The organism is Halomonas sp. G11 (assembly GCF_001663515.1).
In the GTDB taxonomy this organism is placed as follows: domain Bacteria; phylum Pseudomonadota; class Gammaproteobacteria; order Pseudomonadales; family Halomonadaceae; genus Vreelandella.
Genome location: NZ_LYXG01000013.1, coordinates 79,026 through 98,997 on the forward strand (window position 1 = coordinate 79,026; position 19,972 = coordinate 98,997).

Sequence of the window (19,972 nt, forward strand, 5' to 3'; positions counted from 1 at the left end):
GGGGAGAAAAATGGTAGAGCAAACAACGCATTTACAGCCTGATAGCGTGCTCGACGCCTGCGGGCTTCATTGCCCGCTACCACTGCTCAAGGCCAAGCAGGCCCTGGCAGGCCTTGCCCCGGGGCAGTTGCTGGAAGTTCGCGCCACGGATGCAGGCTCGTGGCGGGATATCGAAGCCTTTGCCGAGCAGAGCGCCCATCACCTGGAAGCCCGCGAGCAGTGTGGTGAGATCTATCATTATTGGCTTCGCAAGGCAGAAGGCGAGCGCTCATGAGCCTGCGTACGATCTTGAAAAGCTGGGTCGAACGGTACTTTTCAGACGAAGAAGCCTTGATCCTGCTGGTAGTACTCATCGCTGGCTTTGCCGCGGTGATCTGGTTTGGCCGTATGCTGGCGCCTTTTTTTACCGCCTTGGTCATTGCCTTCTTGCTCCAGGGCGTGGTGGGCGCATTGACGCGGCGTGGCATCCCGCATCTGCTCTCGGTGATCGTGGTGTTCCTTGGCTTTGTCGGCGTGTTATTGGCCCTGGCGTTTATTTTGCTACCACTGATATGGGACCAGTTGATTGGCCTTGTCCAGGAAACGCCGCGCATGTTTGCAAGCGGGCAAAACTGGCTGGATGAGCTGCAGTCGCGCTATCCCAACCTGATTACCCCGGATCAAATGCAAAACTGGATTGGCGTCGCCAGCCGCGAAATAAGCCAGTTGGGGCAGCGCGCCCTGACGCTGTCGCTGGCATCCCTGGGTAATCTCATGTCGCTGATTATCTATCTGGTACTGGTGCCCATCTTGGTCTTTTTCATGCTCAAGGATCGAGAGGCGCTGGTTGGCTTTACATTGTCATTGCTGCCGCAAAAACGTGCCTTGATGGCGCGTATCTGGCGTGAAATGGACGACCAGATTGCCAATTATATTCGCGGCAAGTTTATCGAGATCATTATTGTCGGCACCGTCTCCTTCATCACGTTTTCGTTCTTTAATCTGCCTTATACGGCGCTGCTGGCGGTATTGGTCGGCTTTTCGGTGCTGGTGCCGTATATCGGTGCGGCCGTGGTCACCTTGCCGGTCGCTGCAGTCGCCGGATTTCACTTCGGGTTAAGCGAGTCGTTCGTCTACGTGCTGGTGGCTTACGGAGTTATTCAGGCGTTGGATGGCAACGTACTCGCCCCGGTATTGTTCTCGGAGACGAACAATATCCACCCGGTGTCGGTGATTGTGGCGGTGTTGTTCTTCGGCGGCATATGGGGGTTCTGGGGAGTGTTTTTTGCCATTCCGCTCGCCACGCTGCTAAAAGCGTTGGTGCATGCCTGGCCGCGGGGGATGAAAGGGCGCGATGAGCACCACCATGCGCTCGCCAGAGAAGAGTCACTGTAAGTCAGAGTGGCCTTGCGGGCCTGGTAACCTCCCCAGCCGCCAGTTGGATGGGGAGGAAGAGGTTTAGGACGCGTTAAGCGCCTGAGCCGCCGCAAGCACTTCATCAACGTGCCCGGGGACTTTGACGCCCCGCCAGGCCTGGGCAAGCTTGCCTTCGGTGTCAATCAGAAAGGTGCTGCGTTCGATGCCCAGGTGCTCTTTGCCATATAGCTTTTTAAGCTTGATGACATCAAACAGTCTGCAGACCGTCTCGTCCTTGTCTGACACCAGCGTAAAGTTGAAATCCTGCTTGGCTTTGAAATTCTCCTGGGCGCGGATACCGTCCCGGGAAACACCGACAATCACCGTGTTCGCGGCGTCGAAATCGGCCTTGCGGTCGCGAAAATCGCCGCCCTCGGTGGTGCATCCCGGCGTGCTGGCCTTGGGATAGAAGTACACCACCACCTGCTGGCCGCGCAGCTCGGATAACGTCAGGGTGGTGTCACCCGTTGCCGGTGCCGAAAAATCGGGGACGGTCTGGCCTATGTCGAGTGGCATAAAAGGTTCCTCTGGTAGCGTGGTTTTAAAAGGCGATTACACGCAAGCTTGCGCCGCATGTCAAAGAAGAAAGCATCGCAGGGGTAAAACTCGCCGCGCTTTCCGCTGTACAGGGTCGAGCGGCCTGAGTACCATTTGTCCTTCGTGGATTCCTGTTGAGATGATGGCACGCTGCGTAAAGCACTAACTCGGCTCCTTATCTCGTGATATTCAGACGCTCGATTTAACCACTTGCAGGTGAGGAAAAAAGGATGATCACAGGCAGCATCGTCGCCCTGGCGACGCCGATGAAAGTCAATGGCGACATCGACTGGGAGGCGCTTCGTCGTCTGGTGAACTTCCATCTCGACAATGGCACCGACGGGATCGTGGCCGCTGGCACCACCGGTGAGCCCACCACCATGTCGTTTGCCGAACACTTCGACGTGATACGCAGTGTGGTCGAGGAAGTGGACGGGCGAATTCCGGTCATTGCCGGTACGGGGGGTAATGCGACCTCTGAAGCTGTCGAGCTGGCGCGTTATGCCAGTGAAGTTGGCGCTGACTACTGTCTGTCGGTATGTCCTTACTATAACAAGCCTACCCAGGAAGGCTTGTATCAGCACTTCAAAGCGGTGGCGGAAGGCAGTAAATTGCCGGTCATTCTTTACAATGTGCCGGGGCGCACCTGCTCAGATCTTTATAATGAGACGGTGGTCAGGTTGGCCGACATTGACAACATCATCGGCTTGAAGGATGCCACGGGTAATCTGGAGCGTGCGGAAGATCTTATCGCCCGCCTCAAGGGCAGTGACTTCATGCTTTACTCGGGTGACGATGCCACCGCCTGTGATTTCATGCTGATGGGCGGGCATGGTGATATTTCGGTGACCGCGAACGTGGCGCCCAAAGCCATGCATGAACTTTGCGCGGCTGCGGTAGGCGGGGACGCGGATAAGGCGCACCAGATCAACACACGCCTGATGCCCCTGCATACCAATCTCGGGATCGAGTCGAACCCTATTCCGGTAAAGTGGGCGTTAAACCGAATGGGTTACGCTGACGCGGGTATTCGCCTGCCGCTGACGTGGCTGTCCGACAAGTATCACGCCACTGTCAGTGAAGCCCTGCAGCTTGCGGGGGTTGTCGAGGAATAAACCGCAAAGAATTTTTGCTACTTGGCGAACCTGGGATGCATGGCGTCAGGTAAACGATCTGTTGACTGTTAAGGTGGCTTGATGAGCTCTGTGCTTGGAAAACACGCGCTGAAATGGATTCCGCTGGCCCTGGCAGGTGCTGTGACGCTTGCCGGTTGTGCCCGGGATGAAGGTTTTTATGATGATCGCAATTTGGATTATGCCGATGTAGAACCTGCGTCGCCGTTGGTATTGCCCGAGACCCGCGATACTCAGCGTTACCGCGATGCGCTGCCGGTCCCGGAAGCAGCCAGCCAGCCTAGGCGTGATGGAGTGGCCGAAGTGCGTCCTCCTCAACCTCTTACGGTTGGGCAAAGTACGGAAATTGATTACGTTGAAGGCCGTGAGATTGGTGACCAGCGATGGTTAGTCGTTGCCGCTGATCCGGGGAGCGTCTGGACACAGCTTGAAAGCTTTGCACGTCAGCGCGGCCTGGACGTCCAGGAAAGCCGTGCCAGTGACGGTGTTCTGGTTACCTCCCAGGCTGAGTTCCGTTTGCAAAGCGGGCTCCGCGAGGGGAGCAGTGAAGTCCGCTGCGAGCGAGGCGGCCAAAGCATGGCAAGCTGCCTTGATGCGCTGCAAACCTATTTGAGCGCCAATGCTGCTGCTTCTCAAACCGCCTCGGCGACGGCATCATCCTGGAGCGCGCAGCGTCTGGAAAACAATGACCCCCTTTCGCTTCGCCAGGATGGCGATGGGTGGGAAGTGGCGATACCTTACGCGGCAGATCGCGTATGGGCTGAAATCCATCACTATCTGGCGCAGGACTTCGATCAAACTGACGAGCGTGAGTTGCTGGCCGCCGAGCCTGATAACTATGCCTTCCTTGTAAGCTATCTGTCCCGTGAACAGCGCGACCGGAGTTTGTTGCAGGTGGTTTTGTTCACCGATACAAACGAGCAGGCACGAGAAGTGCGCCTGGTCGTTGAACCTCGCGGCGACCAGAGCGTGCTGCGCGCCAGGGCAACCGGTGAACCACCACTGAGCGAAAACGCCGAGCGCGAACTGCTCGAGCGGGTAGCCAGCTATTTACGTTAATTCAATGACCTTTGTCTCTTTGCGGAGCTCCCATGGAAAAGCGCCAAGAACTCTATGCCGGTAAGGCAAAATCTGTCTACACCACCGATGATCCGGACCTGCTGGTACTTGAGTTTCGTGATGACACCAGCGCCTTTGACGGCAAGAAGAAAGAGTCGCTGGCACGTAAGGGGATGGTGAATAACCTCTTCAACGCCTTCATCATGGAGCGGCTGGAAGACGCCGGTATTCCGACGCATTTCGAGAAGCAACTTTCTGACACGGAAAGTCTGGTCAAGAAGATGCAGATGATCCCGGTGGAGTGCGTGGTGCGCAATATCGCTGCGGGGGGCCTGGTCAAGCGCCTCGGCGTCGAGGAAGGTATCGCGTTGAACCCGCCGACGTTCGAGCTGTTCCTGAAGAACGACGAAAAGGGCGACCCGATGATCAACGAGTCCCTGGCGGAAACCTTTGGCTGGGCGACGCCTGAGCAACTCGCCAAGATGAAAACGCTCACCTTCAAGGTCAATCATGTGCTCAAGCAGCTGTTCGCCGAGGGTGACATGCTGCTGGTGGACTATAAGCTCGAGTTTGGCGTATTTAACGGACAGGTAGTGCTGGGTGATGAGTTTTCCCCTGACGGATGCCGGTTATGGGACGCCAATACCCGCGAGAAGCTCGACAAGGACCGTTTTCGCCAGGGCCTTGGCGGCGTGATTGAAGCCTACGAGGAAGTCGGCCGCCGCCTGGGGGTTACCTTTCCCCGCTAACGTTCAGCCTAACGTGTCGATAGCCACCACCTCCAGCGTGGTGGCTTCGCCGTTCTGGCGTGGACAAAACTTGACGTCCACATCCCGCAGCCGTACGCCGTAAACCCGTTCGGAGGGTTGGTGGTGCCGGTAGGCCGGGCGTGGGTCCTGGCCAATGACCTGCTCGACCAGCGCCCTTAGCGAATCGCGGTCAGCACGCTTGGCCAACTGATCCAGCGCTGTGGCGCTGAACTGAACCGTCAACTGCTCGGGTGGGGCGGGGGCAAAGCCTGCTTGAGCCTGAGGGTGGGCTTCAGCCCAGGGAAGGTAGGGTTTAATATCCACCACGGGCGTGCCGTTGACCAGATCGCAGCCTGACAGTATCAGGCGCACGCCCTTGTGGGTATCGATACGACGGAGTTCGACCAGCGACAGGCCGAGCCGGTTGGGGCGATGCGTGCTGCGGCTGGCAAATACGCCCACTTTTCGGTTGCCGCCTAACCGTGGTGGCCTGACGAGAGGCGACCAGCGTTCAGGACTCTGGTGGAACACAAAACTGATCCACACATGGCTGAAGGCGTCGAGCCCGCGCACGGCCAACGGGTCGTCGTAGGGCGGGTGAAGAATCAACTCTGCGTTGGCGTCAGGCGCGAGGCCGGGCTGACGGGGAACGCCAAACTTATCGGCATAGTCGCTCGCCACATGGCCGATGGGTGTCAGCGAAAAGGATTCGCTGAGTGGGGCATGATGCATCACACTGCCTTATCAAAGGGAAAACCAGAGGGCCGAGTATAAAACAGCCGTGTCGTCAGTACAGTGGTGCTGAGCATGCCTTGAAAAAGAAAGCGATACGCTCACATGGTGAAACATGACAGATGAACAGACTGCACAGCCCTCGACGGCCCGGGTCACCTACCGCTTGGCACGCGCCCGAGACGCCGCTGATCAGGCGGAGGTGTTCTACCATGCCGTGATGCAAGGGGCCGCGACGCGATACACCTTGGACCAGCGGCGCGCGTGGGCGAACGCCTTGCCCCGCGAGGCCAGCGCCTGGTCAGCGCGCCAGGCGCTTTACACGACGCTTGTTGCCAGCTGTGACGGGCGCTGCGTGGGGTTTATCGAGCTGGATGTGCCCGCCGGCCGGGTCGTGACCCTTTACGTATGGCCATCGCTCAGCGGACGCGGGATCGGCACCACGCTATTGATTCATGCCGAACGATGGCTGCTGGAGCAGGGGGTTGACCGTATCAACATCGAAGCAAGCCTGACGCTCTACGAACGGCTGCTGCGACGAGGCTGGCAAAACCTGGGCGAGCAGTGGGTCGAGCGTGGCGGCGAGCCCCTGCAGCGTTTTCGGCTGCAGAAGCGACTTAACGCCGTCGAGACCTGACCTAACCGCTCCCCCGGTTAGCGGGCCGCCTGGCGGGTGACCCGCATCGACAGGTCAATGGCCTGGATGTCCTTGGTCAAGGTGCCGCAGGAAATACAGTCGACCCCTGTCTCTGCGATCGCGCGCAACGTCCCGTCATCGACATTCCCCGACGCTTCAAGCGTGGCGCTACCGGCTGTCAGTTCAACGGCCCTGCGCAGTTCATCCAGGCTGAAGTTATCCAGCATGATGACATCCGCTTTTGCAGCCAGCGCCTGCTCCAACTCGGCAAAGTTTTCGACTTCCACCTCAACGGGCAACTCGGCGGCCAGCTTGCGCGCCTGAGCGACAGCCGCCTGGATGCCGCCGCAGGCAGCGATGTGGTTTTCCTTGATCAGAAACGCATCCCACAGGCCAATGCGGTGATTGTGGCCGCCGCCGCACATGACGGCGTATTTCTGTGCCAGCCGCATGCCGGGCAGTGTCTTGCGAGTGTCCAGCAGGCGCACGCCGGTGTCGGCGATAAGGTCGACATAGCGGCGGGTCGCTGTCGCCGTGGCGGAAAGGGTTTGCAGTACGTTAAGCGCTGCGCGTTCGCCGGTCAGCAGGCTGCGTGCTGGGCCCTCAAGGGTGAGAAAACATTGCCCGGCCTCCAGTCGGTCACCGTCGGCAGCCTGCCAGTGAAGCGCAACGCGGCTGTCCAGGCGGCGGAAAATATCGTCGACAAAGGCAACGCCGCACAGCACGGCCGGGACACGGGTAATGACTTCCGCCGTCGCCAACTGGTGGTCCGGGATCAGTTGGGCGGTGATATCGCCAGGCCCCACGTCTTCGGCGAGCAGGCGTGCAGCGCTGGAGCGGATTTCTTCGGCAAGGGCGGTTTGGTAATGCATGGCATCAATTCTCTGGGCGTTAACGTCGATGACCGGCATTATAGTGAAAGAGCGCGCCAACGTAGAGGAGTCCTTCGCGTGATTGACCCACAATTTTCTCCTGGCCGATGGCAAGGTGCACGTCAGGTGGCGTCACCCAATGCGGATCAGCGGCCTGATGACGAGGTGTCGCTGCTGCTGATTCATGCCATCAGCCTGCCGCCCGGCCAGTTTAAGGGAACGGCCGTTGAGGCATTATTCACCAACCAGCTAGACCCCGAGGCACACCCTTATTTCGCCACCATCGCCCATTTAAGGGTATCTGCTCACCTGTTGATTCGCCGTGATGGCGAGTGCGTCCAGTTTGTCGACACCGACCGGCGGGCCTGGCACGCGGGACGTTCCCGGTGGTGGGACCCGCGTCAACGACGCTGGCGGCAAGCGCTCAATGATTTCTCGGTGGGGATAGAACTGGAAGGCGATGAAACGAACCCTTTTACCAAGGCCCAGTATAGGGCGTTGGCCAAGGCTGCCCGGTGGTTGTGGGACCGTTATCCTGCGCTTACCCCAGAGCGTGTGACCAGCCATGCAAGGGTGGCGCCGCTGCGTAAAACCGACCCCGGACCAACGTTTGATTGGGCCTATTGGCGTCAGTTGTTTGCGACCCAGGAAGGTGATTTAAGTTGCGATGCGTCAAGAGATTAAAACGGTAGTTTGACTACATAAGGAGATGCCTTGGAGGACTCGGCAAGTGCCTTAACAAAGCCTTATGTTGCGGTGCAATAGTTTGTTTTCGATAGCCTTTTAGGTGTTACTGTAATTGGCAGCGTAGCGACTTTGCGGTATCTTCGCATATACAAAAGGCTAACTTTTACAACAATTATGTAGCTTTACTACATGTCCATGTAGGTAGCTCGTTGAATGTAGAAGAAAAAACCGCCGACGCTCAGGCGTCGACTATCAGCATGCCAGTGGTGGCGACACACCACAGCCGCCCCAGGCCCGACGGGCTAGCGGGGTTGATTGTCATTTATCGTCATTCGGAGAGACCTCTATGAGTCTGGAGACAAGAGAAGATCTCGATCCGATCGAAACCGCGGAATGGATTGATTCCCTGGAATCGGTATTGGATCGTGAGGGCGAAGATCGTGCCCGCTACCTGATGACCCGCCTGGCGGACCGCCTGCGTCGGGACGGCATGAGGGTGCCCTTCTCGGTGACAACCCCGCATCGTAATACGATTCCGGTTCACCGCGAAGCGCCGATGCCGGGCGACCTGTTCATGGAGCGTCGTATCCGCTCCCTGATCCGCTACAATGCCATTGCCCAGGTGATTCGCAACAACCGTGCCAAGCCCGGCCTGGGCGGTCATATTGCCAGCTTCATGTCGTCAGCTACGCTGTATGACGTAGGCTTCAACCACTTCTTCCGTGCCCCTCAGGGCGACTTTGAAGGCGACCTGATCTACATTCAGGGCCACGTGGCGCCAGGCATCTACGCGCGCTCCTACCTGGAAGGTCGCCTGTCCGAAGAGCAGATGGACCGTTTCCGCCAGGAAGTCGATGGCGATGGCCTGTCATCCTACCCCCACCCCTGGCTGATGCCGGATTACTGGCAGTTCCCGACGGTCTCCATGGGCCTTGGCCCGATCCAGGCGATCTATCAGGCGCACGTGATGAAGTACCTGCATCATCGTGAACTGAAAGATATGTACGACCGCAAGATCTGGTGTTTCCTGGGTGACGGCGAGTGCGACGAGCCGGAGTCCCTGGGGGCGATCTCGCTTGCCGGGCGCGAGAACCTCGACAACCTGATCTTTGTCATCAACTGCAACCTGCAGCGCCTTGACGGTCCGGTACGCGGCAACTCCCGCGTCATGGACGAGTTCGAAGGCGTGTTCCGCGGTGCGGGCTGGAACGTCATCAAGGTTGTCTGGGGTCGCCACTGGGATCCGCTGTTCGAGAAGGACAAGAAAGGCGTCCTGCAGAAGCGCATGGACGAAGCGGTCGACGGCGAGTACCAGAACTACAAGGCCAACGGCGGGTCCTACACCCGCGAGCACTTCTTCGGCAAGTATCCAGAAACCGAAGAGATGGTCAAAGACCTCTCCGACGAGGACATCTGGAAGCTCAACCGCGGTGGTCACGACCCGTTCAAGGTCTACGCGGCCTATCACGAGGCGGTCAATACCTCGAACGGCAAGCCCACGGTCATCCTGGCGCATACCGTCAAGGGCTATGGCATGGGTAGCGGCGATGGCGAAGCCGCCAATGAAGCCCACCAGGTCAAGAGCATGGAATACGAGGCGCTCAAGACCTTCCGTGACCGCTTCGGGATTCCGCTCACCGACGAGCAGCTCAAAGACGTGCCGTACTACATGCCGGAGCAGGATTCCCCCGAGCTGAAGTACCTACACCTGCAGCGCGAGCGTCTGGGTGGCTATCTGCCGGCGCGCCGCAGTGACTTCGACGCCCTGGAAATCCCCAGCCTTGAAGACAAGGCCTTTGCTTCCCAGATGGGCGGTTCCAAAGGGCGTGAAGTGTCCACCACCATGGCGTTTGTGCGGGTACTGAACGGGCTGGTCAAGGACAAGAAAATTGGCAAGAAGGTTGTGCCGATTATTCCTGACGAAGCGCGTACCTTCGGCATGGAAGGCATGTTCCGTCAGCTGGGGATCTACACCTCTGAAGGGCAGAAGTATGAGCCGGTCGATAAAGGCCAGATCATGTTCTACCGTGAAGATCAGAAGGGCCAGATTCTCGAGGAGGGGATTTCCGAGGCAGGCGCGATGTCAGCGTGGATTGCAGCGGCGACTTCCTACAGCAACAACAACGTGACGCTGCTGCCGTTTTACGTCTATTACTCGATGTTCGGCTTCCAGCGTATCGGCGATCTGGCCTGGGCGGCAGGCGACCTCCAGGCGCGTGGCTTCATGGTCGGCGGTACCGCAGGCCGCACAACGCTCAACGGTGAAGGTTTGCAGCACCAGGATGGCCACAGCCTGATTCAGGCATCGACCATTCCCAACTGCAGAAGCTACGACCCCACCTATGCCCACGAAGTGGCCGTTATTCTGCAGGATGGTATGAAGCGCATGTTCACCGACAAGGAGAACTGCTTCTATTACCTGACGGTCATGAACGAGAACTACGAGCATCCTGAGCTTGAAACCGTGCCGGTCGACGATATCGTCAAGGGTATGTACCTGCTGCGCGAAACCAAGGGCAAAAAAGGCCGCGTACAGCTGCTGGGCTCGGGTACGATCCTGCGCGAAGTCGAAGAAGCGGCCACACTGCTCGAAAGTGACTGGGGGATCGGCGCTGATATCTGGAGCGTGACCAGCTTCAATGAACTGCGCCGTGAAGCGCTGCTGCTGGACCGTGAAGCCTTCCTGAGCCCTGATGCCGAGGCCAACAAGCCTCACGTCACCAAGTGTCTGGAAGGCCGTGAAGGGCCGGTGATCGCGTCCACCGACTACATGAAGCTATACGCTGATCAGGTACGTGCCTGGGTGCCGAACGATTACACCGTGCTGGGTACCGACGGCTTTGGTCGTTCCGATACCCGCGAGAAGCTGCGTTACTTCTTCGAGGTGGACCGTTATTTCGTCACCGTCGCGGCGCTGCGTGCACTGGCAGACCGTGGTGAAATCGATCGCAAGCTTGTCGGTGACGCCCTGAAGAAGTACGGCATCGATGTCAACAAGCCGAACCCGCTGACTAGCTGATCCGCTGCCCGGCGGGCAAGTGCCCGCCGGCTCGATCCGATTTTAAAGGAGCGCGACCTTGAGTAGCGAAATCATCAAAGTTCCCGATATCGGTGGCGATACCGATGTCGAAATCATCGAGATTGCGGTGTCGGAAGGCGATGTCATTGAAGCAGAAGACACCCTGATCACGCTCGAATCCGATAAAGCCAGCATGGACGTACCGGCTCCGAAAGGGGGGAAGGTCCTCAAAGTGCTGGTCAAAGAGGGCGATAGCGTCTCTGAAGGTGACGATATCGTCGAGCTGGAAGTCGAAGGTGGTGGCGACGCCGGGGGGGAAAGCGACGAGCCCCCCGCTGAGTCATCCGGAAGCCAGCAGGATGACGCCCCCGCCCAAGCGTCCGAGCCGGAACCCTCGAAGCCTGCCGCCAAAAAGGCGTCTGGCGGCAAGCAGACCGTGGACATCAAAGTGCCCGATCTGGGGGGCTCGGATAACGTCGAAATCATCGAGGTCGCAGTGGGCGAAGGCGATGAGGTTGACGCCGAAGACACCTTGATCACCCTGGAGTCCGATAAGGCCTCCATGGATGTGCCGAGTCCTCATGCCGGTAAAATCGTGTCGTTCAGTGTCAAAGAAGGCGACACGGTCTCGGAAGGCGATGTCATCGGGCAAATGGAGATCGCCGGTGAAGGCGGCGACGCCGAAGACACGCCAGACGAACAGGCGTCCAGCCAGGCCAGCAGCGAACCCCAAGCGGCGGCTGAGCAGGATGATGTGCCAGACGAAGCCGCCAGCGGTGAACCGGAGCGCAAAGAGATTCGTGTGCCCGACCTGTCCGGTTCCTCCGATGTGCCGATCATTGAAATTGGCGTAGCGGCCGGTGACGAGGTCGACGAAGAAGACCCGCTGATCACTCTGGAGTCCGACAAGGCGTCGATGGATGTCCCCAGCCCCTACAAAGGCAAGCTCCTCGAGCTGACCGTCAAGGAGGGCGACACGGTCTCCGAAGGCGATGTGATCGGCTATATCGAAGTCGCAGGTGCCAAGCAGGCAGCCCCGCAAAAAGCCGCAGCCGCACCTGAAAAAGCCCAGCCGCAGAGCGCCAGCCCGTCCAGCACCAAGCCTGCCGAGTCGCCTGCTGGCACCCCCAGCCCCGAAGCGCAGATGGCATCGCACAAGCCGCGTGACGGCAAGCTGGTTCATGCTGGTCCCGCCGTGCGTATGCTGGCGCGGGAACTGGGCGTCGACCTGGCCCTGGTCAAGCCCAGTGGCCCGAAAGACCGCGTGCTGAAGGAAGACGTTCAGGCCTATGTGAAGCAGGCGATTGCCAATCAGGGCAAAGCGCAGGCGGGTGCAGCCCCGGCGGCCACCGGTGGCGCAGGTATTCCGCCGGTGCCGGAGGTCGACTTCAGCCAGTTTGGCGAGGTCGAAGAAAAGCCGATGGGACGCCTGCTCAAGATGGGCGCGACCAATCTGCATCGCAGCTGGCTCAACGTTCCCCACGTTACCCAGTTCGACGAAGCGGATATCACCGAGCTCGAAGACTTCCGCAAGTCGATGAAGGCCGAAGCCGAGGCCCAGGGCGCCAAGCTGACGCCGCTGCCGTTCATGGTCAAGGCCTGTGCCTTTGCACTGCGCAAGTTCCCGCAGTTCAACGTCAGCCTGAAAGGTGACGGCGAAACGCTGGTATGGAAGCACTACGTGCATATCGGCATTGCGGTGGACACGCCAGAAGGCTTGATGGTGCCGGTGGTACGTAACGCCGACCAGAAATCCCTGATCGAGATTGCCAAGGAAATGGCCGAGCTTGGCAAGAAGGCGCAGTCCAAAAAGCTCAAACGTGACGAGATGACCGGCGGCTGCTTTACCATTTCGAGCCTGGGCTCGATTGGCGGTACCGCGTTCACGCCTATCGTCAATGCACCGGAAGTTGCCATTCTGGGCGTGTCCAAGTCCCAGATGAAGCCGGTATGGGATGGCAGTGCCTTCCAGCCGCGGCTGATGATGCCGCTATCGCTGTCCTACGACCACCGGGCAATCAACGGTGCGGATGCAGCGCGCTTCACCGCCTTCCTTGCGGATGTGCTGACCGATATCCGTCGTCTGCTGCTGTAAGTGGCAATGGAAGGTCTTGTGAGCGGCGTCCGGCAGGGCGCCGCTTGTGTTTGAGCCGCCGTTTTTTGAACACAAGGGCGACCAAAGTACAGGTTGGGCGTCACTTAGCTGATTTTATTTAAAAAAATGCCTTCATAATCGTGCTTTCAGGCTTTTGGGTAGTTGTGTCGCCTGAGAGGCACGGTTATTGTCGGCTGATTGATTTATTGCATTTCTATTATTCAAGGAGCAGAGCCATGCGTTTAATCCTGTTGGGTGCCCCCGGTGCGGGGAAGGGGACTCAAGCTCAGTTTATCTGCGAGCGTTATAACATTCCCCAGATTTCCACCGGCGACATGTTACGCGCGGCGATCAAGGATGGCAGCGAGCTGGGCCTCAAGGTCAAAGAGATCATGAACAGCGGCGGCCTGGTGTCCGACGACATCATCATCGACCTGGTCAAAGAGCGTATCAGCCAGCCCGACTGCGCAAATGGCTTTCTGTTCGATGGCTTCCCGCGCACCATTCCCCAGGCGGACGCCATGAAAGAAGGCGGTGTCAAGCTTGATCACGTGCTGGAAATTGCCGTTCCCGACGAGGAGATTGTTAATCGTCTGGCCGGTCGGCGGGTTCACCCTGAGTCAGGGCGGGTCTATCATGTTGAGCACAATCCGCCCAAAGAACCGGGCAAGGATGACGTGACCGGCGAGGCGCTGATTCAGCGCGAGGACGACCAGGAGTCCACCGTACGTAATCGGCTCGCGGTCTATCATGATCAAACGGCGCCGCTGGTCGATTATTACCAGCAGTGGGCCAAAGAAGATCCCGAGGCGGCACCGCAATACCATCGCGTTGAAGGGGTTGGAAGCGTGGATGATATTACCCGCCAGGTTGCCGAAGCGTTGAGTTAAGGCTTCCCAGGCAAGCACAAGCCAATTCGTGATGGCCCGCCAAGTGCGGGCCATCGTCGTATGGGCAAGGCAAAGGTATAATGCCCGTCTACTTCTCACGAGTGCTGAATCGCTATGTCGCTATATCTTCTCGCTCTCGATGCCTCTTCAAGCGCCTGCTCCGCTGCCTTGCTGCGCCAGGACGCCGACCACAGCGAGTGCGTCGCGCGCTTTGAAATGACACCGCGTGCGCATACCCGGCGGCTGTTGCCGATGGTCGATGAGGTGTTGGGCGATGCCCAGGTTACGTCAGGCCAACTGGATGCGGTTGCCTACGGCCGCGGCCCCGGTTCGTTTACCGGGCTGCGTATCGCTGCGGGGGCAGCGCAGGGCCTGGCATTTGGGCTGGATCGGCCGTTGCTGGGTATCTCCACGCTTGAAGCGCTGGCACTCCAGGCCCATCGTCGCTATCACCTGCGCCATGTCGTGACCGCGCTGGATGCCCGCATGGGGGAGGTCTATGTGGCGACGTGGCACTGCTTGCATGACAGCGTGCGCCGTCAAGGCGACGAGGCCGTACTCACGCCCGAAGCGGTGCAACTGCCCGACGAAGAAACCGACTGGGTCGGCGTCGGTAGCGGTTTTACGCTTTGGGAGCAGTTCAACACCCCGTTTCAGGCGGCAATGACGCACCATCTGACCGACCTTGAGCCGCGTGCCGAGGAAATGGCCTGGCTGGCCGCCCGGGACTTTGCCGACGGGTTGGGGCAGCCAGCCCACGCGGTGCAGCCGGTCTATCTGCGCAACCAGGTGGCGTGGAAAAAGCCCGCATGACGCTACCCGATGTCGGCCAGTTGCCTGCCGGGTTAACGCTTGTCTATCGCGATGGGCAACTGGTGTTAACCGGCAATGAGCGGCAGTTCGGCAAGCCGCTCAGTGTTGATTTTGCGGCCGGGCGGGCCGCCCATCGGCGCCAATTTGGCGGCGGGCGTGGTCAGTTGGTGGCCAAGGCCTGTGGCCTGAACAAGGGGCTCAACCCGCACGTGGTCGATGCCACGGCCGGTCTGGGCCGCGATGCCTTTGTATTGGCAAGCCTGGGCGCGTCGGTATTGATGATCGAGCGCGTCCCGGCGATTGCGGCCCTGCTTGCCGATGGCTTGTCCCGTGCAGCCAACATTGCCGACACTGCGCCCATCGCTTCGCGTATGACGTTGCGCCACGGGGATGCCGCTGAGGCACTGGCCGCGCTGGTAGCTGACGCTGCCTTTGATCCTGAGGTGGTTCATCTTGACCCCATGTTTCCCCACCGGGAAAAATCTGCGCTGGTCAAAAAAGAGATGCGCCTGTTTCGCGAGCTGGCCGGTGATGACGACGATGCACCCCGCTTGCTGGAAGCGGCTTTGGATGTGGCCACCCATCGTGTGGTGGTCAAACGACCGCGCAAGGCACCGCCGATTGCCGGGCCTGCACCCCAGCACACCCTGGCAGGCAAAACCAGTCGCTACGATATGTATGTCCACCGCGCCCTGACGCGCTAACGCTTACCAAGGAGGGGGAATGTCGTCGATCTGGCGCGAAGGCAATCGCTTTACCCTGCTTCCTGAGGCGTCGCGGTTTCTACCTGCAATGCTCGAGGCCATTCATCATGCCCAGCACTATGTGCTGGTAGAGCTCTATTTGATGGAGTCAGGCAGATTGGCCGACCGGGTTATCGAGGCGCTCGTCCAGGCGGTCAATCGCGGGGTAACGGTGTGTCTGCTGCTGGACGGGTTTGGCTCGATGGGCTTGTCGAGCCAGGACCGGCGTCGCTTGATCAACGCGGGCGTCCAACTGCGTTTCTTTAACCCGCTGGGCTTTCACTCCCTGGCGCGCAACTTGAGTCGCGACCATCGCAAGATCGTGGTAATCGATGGGAAACGGGCGTTTACCGGCGGTTTTGGCGTGGTCGACGAGTTCCTCGATGCCTGGTATGAAATTGCGGTGCGCGCCGAAGGCCGGGTGGTGGCTGACTGGGAAAATTTGTTCAGGCAGTTGTGGCGGTCGCGACTGACGCGACCTGACAAGGCGCAGGCGCACAGCCAGCCGTTGCCCGTTCAGCGCACACCGCCCTGCTTTGCCGACGGCGTGCGTGGACGCGTGATGTCGGCGAGGGGCTATCGCTACCAGGCCATTCGTTATTCGCTGCATCAGCGGGTAAGACAGGCAGAGCAACAGCTGTGGCTGTGCACGCCCTATTTCGTGCCCACCTTCCCCCTGCGCCGACGGCTGGTGCGTGCCGCCAGGCGTGGTATCGATGTGCGACTGTTATTGCCGGGCGCCAAACATGACCACCCCGGCGTGCGCTATGCCGGGCAGCGCTTTTATCAGGCGATGCTCAAGGCCGGGGTACGCATCTATGAATTTCAGCCGACGTTTATCCACGCTAAGTTTGTACTGGCCGACGAGTGGGTCAGTATCGGGTCGTGCAATTTCGACCATTGGAATCTGCACTGGAACCTCGAAGCGAACCAGGAGGTGGAGGACCCGGGCCTGGCACAACAAGTACGCGAGCTTTTCGAGGGCCACTTCGCCGCCAGCGAGGAGGTGGACCCCGTAGCCTGGGCGGCGCGGCCCTGGAAGCAGCGCGCCAAGGAGTGGCTCTATGGGTTGCTGGATGCCCTGGTGACCCGGCTCAAGTAACTTAGCGGCGCTGTTTGCCCTTGGCGGGCGTTTTTCGGCGCGGCTTGGGCTTGGTGGTTTCCGGTGGCACGCGGTAGTGTAGATAAAGGTCGAGCACCAGCTCCGGTAACTGGGTCACCAGCGCTTCCTGGCGCTCAAGGTCGCCCGCCATTTCGGCCATATCGGGCTCGTCGTCAAACAGCCCCGACAGCAGCATGAAAGGCAGCAGTAGGGTGGCCGCGGTTTCCTCGTCATCCTGGAACCAGGCGCTCTCATCGCAGAACACGCCTTCCATGAACCCGGCGCACCAATCACCGATGGGCGTCTCTTCGGCGGGTATGCCGCCAAGGGTCAGTTCGAAGGGCAGTTCAGGCAAGCCGCCCTGCTCGAGAACCGCCATGGCATTATCGCGTAGCAGCGTGAGCAGGTGGATAATGTCGTCGCGCTGTGTCTCGTCGGCATAACGGGGTTCGCCATGGAACAGCTCGGCGATCCACTGGGCAGGCGGCACTTCGCTGGGGCCGACGGCCAGCGCAACGAGAAATCCGTGCGCCGAGATCAGGTCCAGAGCATCTTCGTCGACCTGGTCTGACGCGAGAAAATCGTCCAGCCTGTCGAGTTGTTCATCGTCAAGCAGCGGCTGCGGCGGAGTCGCCTCTTCGGGCGGATGGGGACGCGCTGGCATAAGGAGCCTCATCAATGAGCAGCGGAAACAAACAGTCAAAATGACACAATGACGGCTAGTTTATCACTAATGACGACCACGCCACTCCCCCCTTGGCCCGATGCAACCCTTGCGGCCTTGAGCACAGACGCATTGCACCAGGCTGCCCGCGAGCGCGTAGAGCACGCTTGGCAACGTTGCCGCGAGGTCTACCCAGAACTCCCGCGTCCTGGGGTATGGTTTGACCTGCGCGGTGCTTCCGCTGGGCAGGCGCACCTTGGCCGCGGCGGATTAAGGTTCAATCCCGTGCTGCTGGATGAAAACCGAGGCGCGTTTTTCGACGAGGTTATCCCGCATGAAATGGCCCACTGGCTGGTGTTTCACCTCGCCGATGGCACCCGCTTGAAACCCCACGGACGCGAATGGAAAGCCGTGATGCGCGACCTGTTCGGCCTGAACCCCAAGGTAACGCATCGCTTTAACGTGGCACGGGCGCAGCCGGCTCCCTATCGTTATCGGTGCGGTTGCCGAGATCACCAGTTGACGCCCCGGCGTCATGCTTTGGTCGTAAAAGGTCGTCGCTATCGCTGTCGTCATTGTGCTGAGACCTTGGTCTACTGTGCTGGATGATGCCTGGATTCTTTGCTATAAGTTATTGTAATTAATGCTAAAAACGTTAATACCAATGTCTAAAGGGAAGGCCGGGCCGAGAGGTTTATGCTAGGGTGACAAATAGGTGGTGCCGGTAACGTTAAAAATAATATCGGCTACATTCCTTTAGAGAGTGCATTTCCACGGACAGAGGCAATTTCATGAGCGAACAGCAGAACGTCTATCCGGTGCGCGAAGATATCGCCGCCAACGCGTGGGCTGACGAAGCCACCTACCAGGCTATGTACCAGCAGTCGGTAGACGATCCGGAAGGCTTTTGGGCTGAGCAGGCCAAGCGGCTTGACTGGATCAAGGCGCCGACCAAGATCAAGAGCACTTCCTTCGCGCGTGACAATGTCGATATTCGCTGGTTTGAAGACGGCCAGTTGAACGTCGCCGCCAACTGCCTGGACCGACACCTCGAAAAACGTGGTGATCAGACCGCGATCATCTGGGAAGGCGACGATCCCAGCGAGTCCAAGCACATCAGCTATCGTGAGCTTTACGAACGCACCAACCAGCTGGCCAACGGCCTGAAGGAATTGGGGGTCGGTAAAGGCGACACGGTCACCCTGTATATGCCGATGATTCCTGAAGCCGCCATGGCCATGCTCGCCTGTGCGCGCATTGGTGCGGTGCACTCGGTCGTGTTTGGTGGTTTCTCCCCCGACGCGGTGGCCCAGCGGGTTATCGGGGCCGATTCCAAGCTGGTGATTACCGCCGATGAGTCGGTGCGCGGTGGCAAGCAGGTACCGCTGAAAGACAACGTCGACGCCGCCCTGACCCGGGAAGGCACCGATGTCTGCCAGAATGTACTGGTGGTCAAGCGCACCGGCGGCGAGATTGAATGGAAAGAAGGCCGCGACCTGTGGTTTAGCGACCTGGTCGACAAGCAGTCCACCGAATGCGAGCCCGAAGCGATGGGCGCGGAAGACCCGCTGTTCATTCTTTACACCTCGGGTTCCACCGGCGCACCCAAAGGGCTCAAGCACACCACCGGCGGGTACCTGACCTTTGCGGCGATGACTCACCAGTACGTGTTCGACTATCACGAAGGTGAAGTCTATTGGTGCACCGCCGATGTGGGCTGGGTTACCGGGCACAGCTATATCGTCTATGGTCCGCTGGCCAACGGCGCCACCACCCTGATGTTCGAGGGCGTGCCCAGCTACCCGACCCATGGCCGTTTGGGCGACATCGTCGACAAGCATAACGTCAATATCCTGTACACCGCACCGACCGCGGTGCGCGCCTTGATGGCCCACGGCGACAACGTCATGGACTCAAGCAAGCGCGATTCGCTGCGCCTGCTGGGTTCGGTGGGCGAGCCCATCAACCCTGAAGCCTGGGAATGGTTCTACCGGGTCATCGGTAACGAAAAATGCCCGATCGTGGATACCTGGTGGCAGACCGAGACCGGCGGCATCATGATCTCGCCACTGCCCGGTGCCACGCCGCTAAAGCCGGGGTCGGCGACCAAGCCGTTCTTTGGCGTTCAGCCCGCGCTGGTGGACAACGAAGGCAACCTGCTTGAAGGCGCCACCGAAGGCAATCTGGTGATTCTGGATGCCTGGCCGGGGCAGGCACGGTCAATCTGGGGCGACCACGATCGCTTCGTGCAGACTTATTTCTCCACTTACGACAACATGTACTTTACCGGTGACGGCTGTCGCCGTGACGAAGACGGCTATTACTGGATCACTGGGCGGGTTGACGACGTCCTTAACGTTTCGGGCCACCGCATGGGGACCGCCGAGATCGAATCGTCGCTGGTAGCCCACTCCGCTGTTGCCGAAGCCGCTGTGGTCGGCTTCCCTCACGATATCAAGGGTCAGGGTATCTACATTTACGTAACCTTGAACGACGAGATCGACCCGACGGATGAGTTGAAAAAAGAGCTGACCCAGTGGGTACGCAAGGATATTGGCCCCATTGCTTCACCGGATGTCATTCAGTGGGCACCGGGCCTTCCCAAAACCCGCTCGGGCAAGATCATGCGCCGTATACTGCGCAAGATTGCCGCCAATGAATGCGACGGTTTGGGGGATACCAGTACGCTGGCCGATCCTTCGGTAGTGGATGAATTGATCGAGCATCGCGTTAATAAATAGCCTGCTCGCTGGCCCCGTCGTTCCCACGATGGGGCAGGTGATAAACAACAGGCTGAGTGTTGGCCCGCTTTCCAAGGGCCATGACGATCAGTGCCGGCCATCGC

General features: G+C 59.3%; 19 protein-coding genes. 15 read left to right on the forward strand and 4 right to left on the reverse strand.

Features of this window, described 5'->3' with window-relative positions:
• Positions 1-10: 10 nt before the first annotated feature.
• Positions 11-274, forward strand: a complete 264-nt coding sequence (locus tag ADS46_RS07600; protein ID WP_066318351.1) for a sulfurtransferase TusA family protein — start codon at positions 11-13, stop codon at positions 272-274.
• Positions 271-1,374 (forward strand): AI-2E family transporter, encoded by a 1,104-nt coding sequence (locus ADS46_RS07605; protein WP_066318353.1) that lies wholly within the window; start codon positions 271-273, stop codon positions 1,372-1,374. The genes ADS46_RS07600 and ADS46_RS07605 overlap by 4 nt, the downstream gene beginning before the upstream one ends.
• 63 nt (positions 1,375-1,437) lie before the next feature.
• Here the strand turns inward: ADS46_RS07605 and ADS46_RS07610 are convergent, their stop codons facing one another.
• Positions 1,438-1,911: a peroxiredoxin gene (locus ADS46_RS07610; RefSeq protein WP_066318355.1), complete on the reverse strand. Its 474-nt coding sequence runs from the start codon at positions 1,909-1,911 to the stop codon at positions 1,438-1,440.
• 251 nt (positions 1,912-2,162) lie between these two features.
• On the opposite strand from ADS46_RS07610, the gene dapA reads away from it, so the two are divergent.
• The 3 genes from dapA to purC all read left to right on the forward strand — a co-directional run bounded on the left by dapA (position 2,163) and on the right by purC (position 4,873).
• Complete coding sequence (dapA, locus tag ADS46_RS07615) at positions 2,163-3,047, forward strand: 4-hydroxy-tetrahydrodipicolinate synthase (RefSeq protein ID WP_066318357.1); 885 nt, start codon at positions 2,163-2,165, stop codon at positions 3,045-3,047.
• A gap of 81 nt (positions 3,048-3,128) precedes the next feature.
• A complete protein-coding gene (locus ADS46_RS07620) occupies positions 3,129-4,124 on the forward strand; it encodes an outer membrane protein assembly factor BamC (RefSeq protein ID WP_066318358.1) in 996 nt (331 codons plus the stop codon).
• A gap of 32 nt (positions 4,125-4,156) precedes the next feature.
• Positions 4,157-4,873, forward strand: coding sequence for a phosphoribosylaminoimidazolesuccinocarboxamide synthase (gene purC, locus ADS46_RS07625; RefSeq protein WP_066318360.1), 717 nt, complete (start codon positions 4,157-4,159; stop codon positions 4,871-4,873).
• A gap of 3 nt (positions 4,874-4,876) precedes the next feature.
• Here purC and tsaA read toward each other — a convergent pair whose 3' ends face one another.
• Positions 4,877-5,605 (reverse strand): tRNA (N6-threonylcarbamoyladenosine(37)-N6)-methyltransferase TrmO, encoded by a 729-nt coding sequence (tsaA, locus tag ADS46_RS07630; protein WP_066318362.1) that lies wholly within the window; start codon positions 5,603-5,605, stop codon positions 4,877-4,879.
• A 115-nt stretch (positions 5,606-5,720) separates the two neighbouring features.
• On the opposite strand from tsaA, the gene ADS46_RS07635 reads away from it, so the two are divergent.
• Positions 5,721-6,242 (forward strand): GNAT family N-acetyltransferase, encoded by a 522-nt coding sequence (locus tag ADS46_RS07635; RefSeq protein ID WP_066318364.1) that lies wholly within the window; start codon positions 5,721-5,723, stop codon positions 6,240-6,242.
• Between the two features lie 17 nt (positions 6,243-6,259).
• On the opposite strand, the gene nadC is transcribed toward ADS46_RS07635, so the two are convergent.
• Positions 6,260-7,114, reverse strand: coding sequence for a carboxylating nicotinate-nucleotide diphosphorylase (nadC, locus tag ADS46_RS07640; RefSeq protein WP_066318452.1), 855 nt, complete (start codon positions 7,112-7,114; stop codon positions 6,260-6,262).
• A gap of 81 nt (positions 7,115-7,195) precedes the next feature.
• On the opposite strand from nadC, the gene ampD reads away from it, so the two are divergent.
• From ampD to ADS46_RS07675, 7 genes are all read left to right on the forward strand, one after another.
• Positions 7,196-7,798, forward strand: coding sequence for a 1,6-anhydro-N-acetylmuramyl-L-alanine amidase AmpD (ampD, locus tag ADS46_RS07645; protein WP_066318454.1), 603 nt, complete (start codon positions 7,196-7,198; stop codon positions 7,796-7,798).
• 349 nt (positions 7,799-8,147) lie between these two features.
• Positions 8,148-10,820 (forward strand): pyruvate dehydrogenase (acetyl-transferring), homodimeric type, encoded by a 2,673-nt coding sequence (gene aceE, locus ADS46_RS07650; RefSeq protein WP_066318366.1) that lies wholly within the window; start codon positions 8,148-8,150, stop codon positions 10,818-10,820.
• Between the two features lie 58 nt (positions 10,821-10,878).
• Complete coding sequence (gene aceF, locus ADS46_RS07655) at positions 10,879-12,915, forward strand: pyruvate dehydrogenase complex dihydrolipoyllysine-residue acetyltransferase (RefSeq protein WP_066318367.1); 2,037 nt, start codon at positions 10,879-10,881, stop codon at positions 12,913-12,915.
• A gap of 236 nt (positions 12,916-13,151) precedes the next feature.
• Entirely contained in the window at positions 13,152-13,805 is a 654-nt protein-coding gene (adk, locus tag ADS46_RS07660) for an adenylate kinase (protein ID WP_066318369.1), read from the forward strand.
• 114 nt (positions 13,806-13,919) lie between these two features.
• A complete protein-coding gene (tsaB, locus tag ADS46_RS07665; RefSeq protein WP_066318371.1) occupies positions 13,920-14,618 on the forward strand; it encodes a tRNA (adenosine(37)-N6)-threonylcarbamoyltransferase complex dimerization subunit type 1 TsaB in 699 nt (232 codons plus the stop codon).
• Positions 14,615-15,322, forward strand: coding sequence for a class I SAM-dependent methyltransferase (locus ADS46_RS07670; protein WP_066318373.1), 708 nt, complete (start codon positions 14,615-14,617; stop codon positions 15,320-15,322). Before tsaB ends, ADS46_RS07670 begins: the two co-directional genes overlap by 4 nt.
• 19 nt (positions 15,323-15,341) lie before the next feature.
• Entirely contained in the window at positions 15,342-16,463 is a 1,122-nt protein-coding gene (locus ADS46_RS07675) for a phospholipase D-like domain-containing protein (RefSeq protein ID WP_066318375.1), read from the forward strand.
• A gap of 1 nt (position 16,464) precedes the next feature.
• Here the strand turns inward: ADS46_RS07675 and ADS46_RS07680 are convergent, their stop codons facing one another.
• Entirely contained in the window at positions 16,465-17,127 is a 663-nt protein-coding gene (locus tag ADS46_RS07680) for a YecA family protein (protein WP_066318377.1), read from the reverse strand.
• Positions 17,128-17,196: 69 nt separating this feature from the next.
• Here ADS46_RS07680 and ADS46_RS18495 point away from each other — a divergent pair, with 69 nt between their 5' ends.
• Both ADS46_RS18495 and acs read left to right on the forward strand, forming a co-directional pair.
• Positions 17,197-17,736 (forward strand): SprT-like domain-containing protein, encoded by a 540-nt coding sequence (locus ADS46_RS18495; RefSeq protein ID WP_082926027.1) that lies wholly within the window; start codon positions 17,197-17,199, stop codon positions 17,734-17,736.
• A gap of 182 nt (positions 17,737-17,918) precedes the next feature.
• Positions 17,919-19,868 carry an acetate--CoA ligase gene (gene acs / locus ADS46_RS07690; RefSeq protein WP_066318380.1) on the forward strand — a complete coding sequence of 650 codons (1,950 nt, stop codon included), beginning with the start codon at positions 17,919-17,921 and terminating at the stop codon, positions 19,866-19,868.
• Positions 19,869-19,972: the final 104 nt, after the last annotated feature.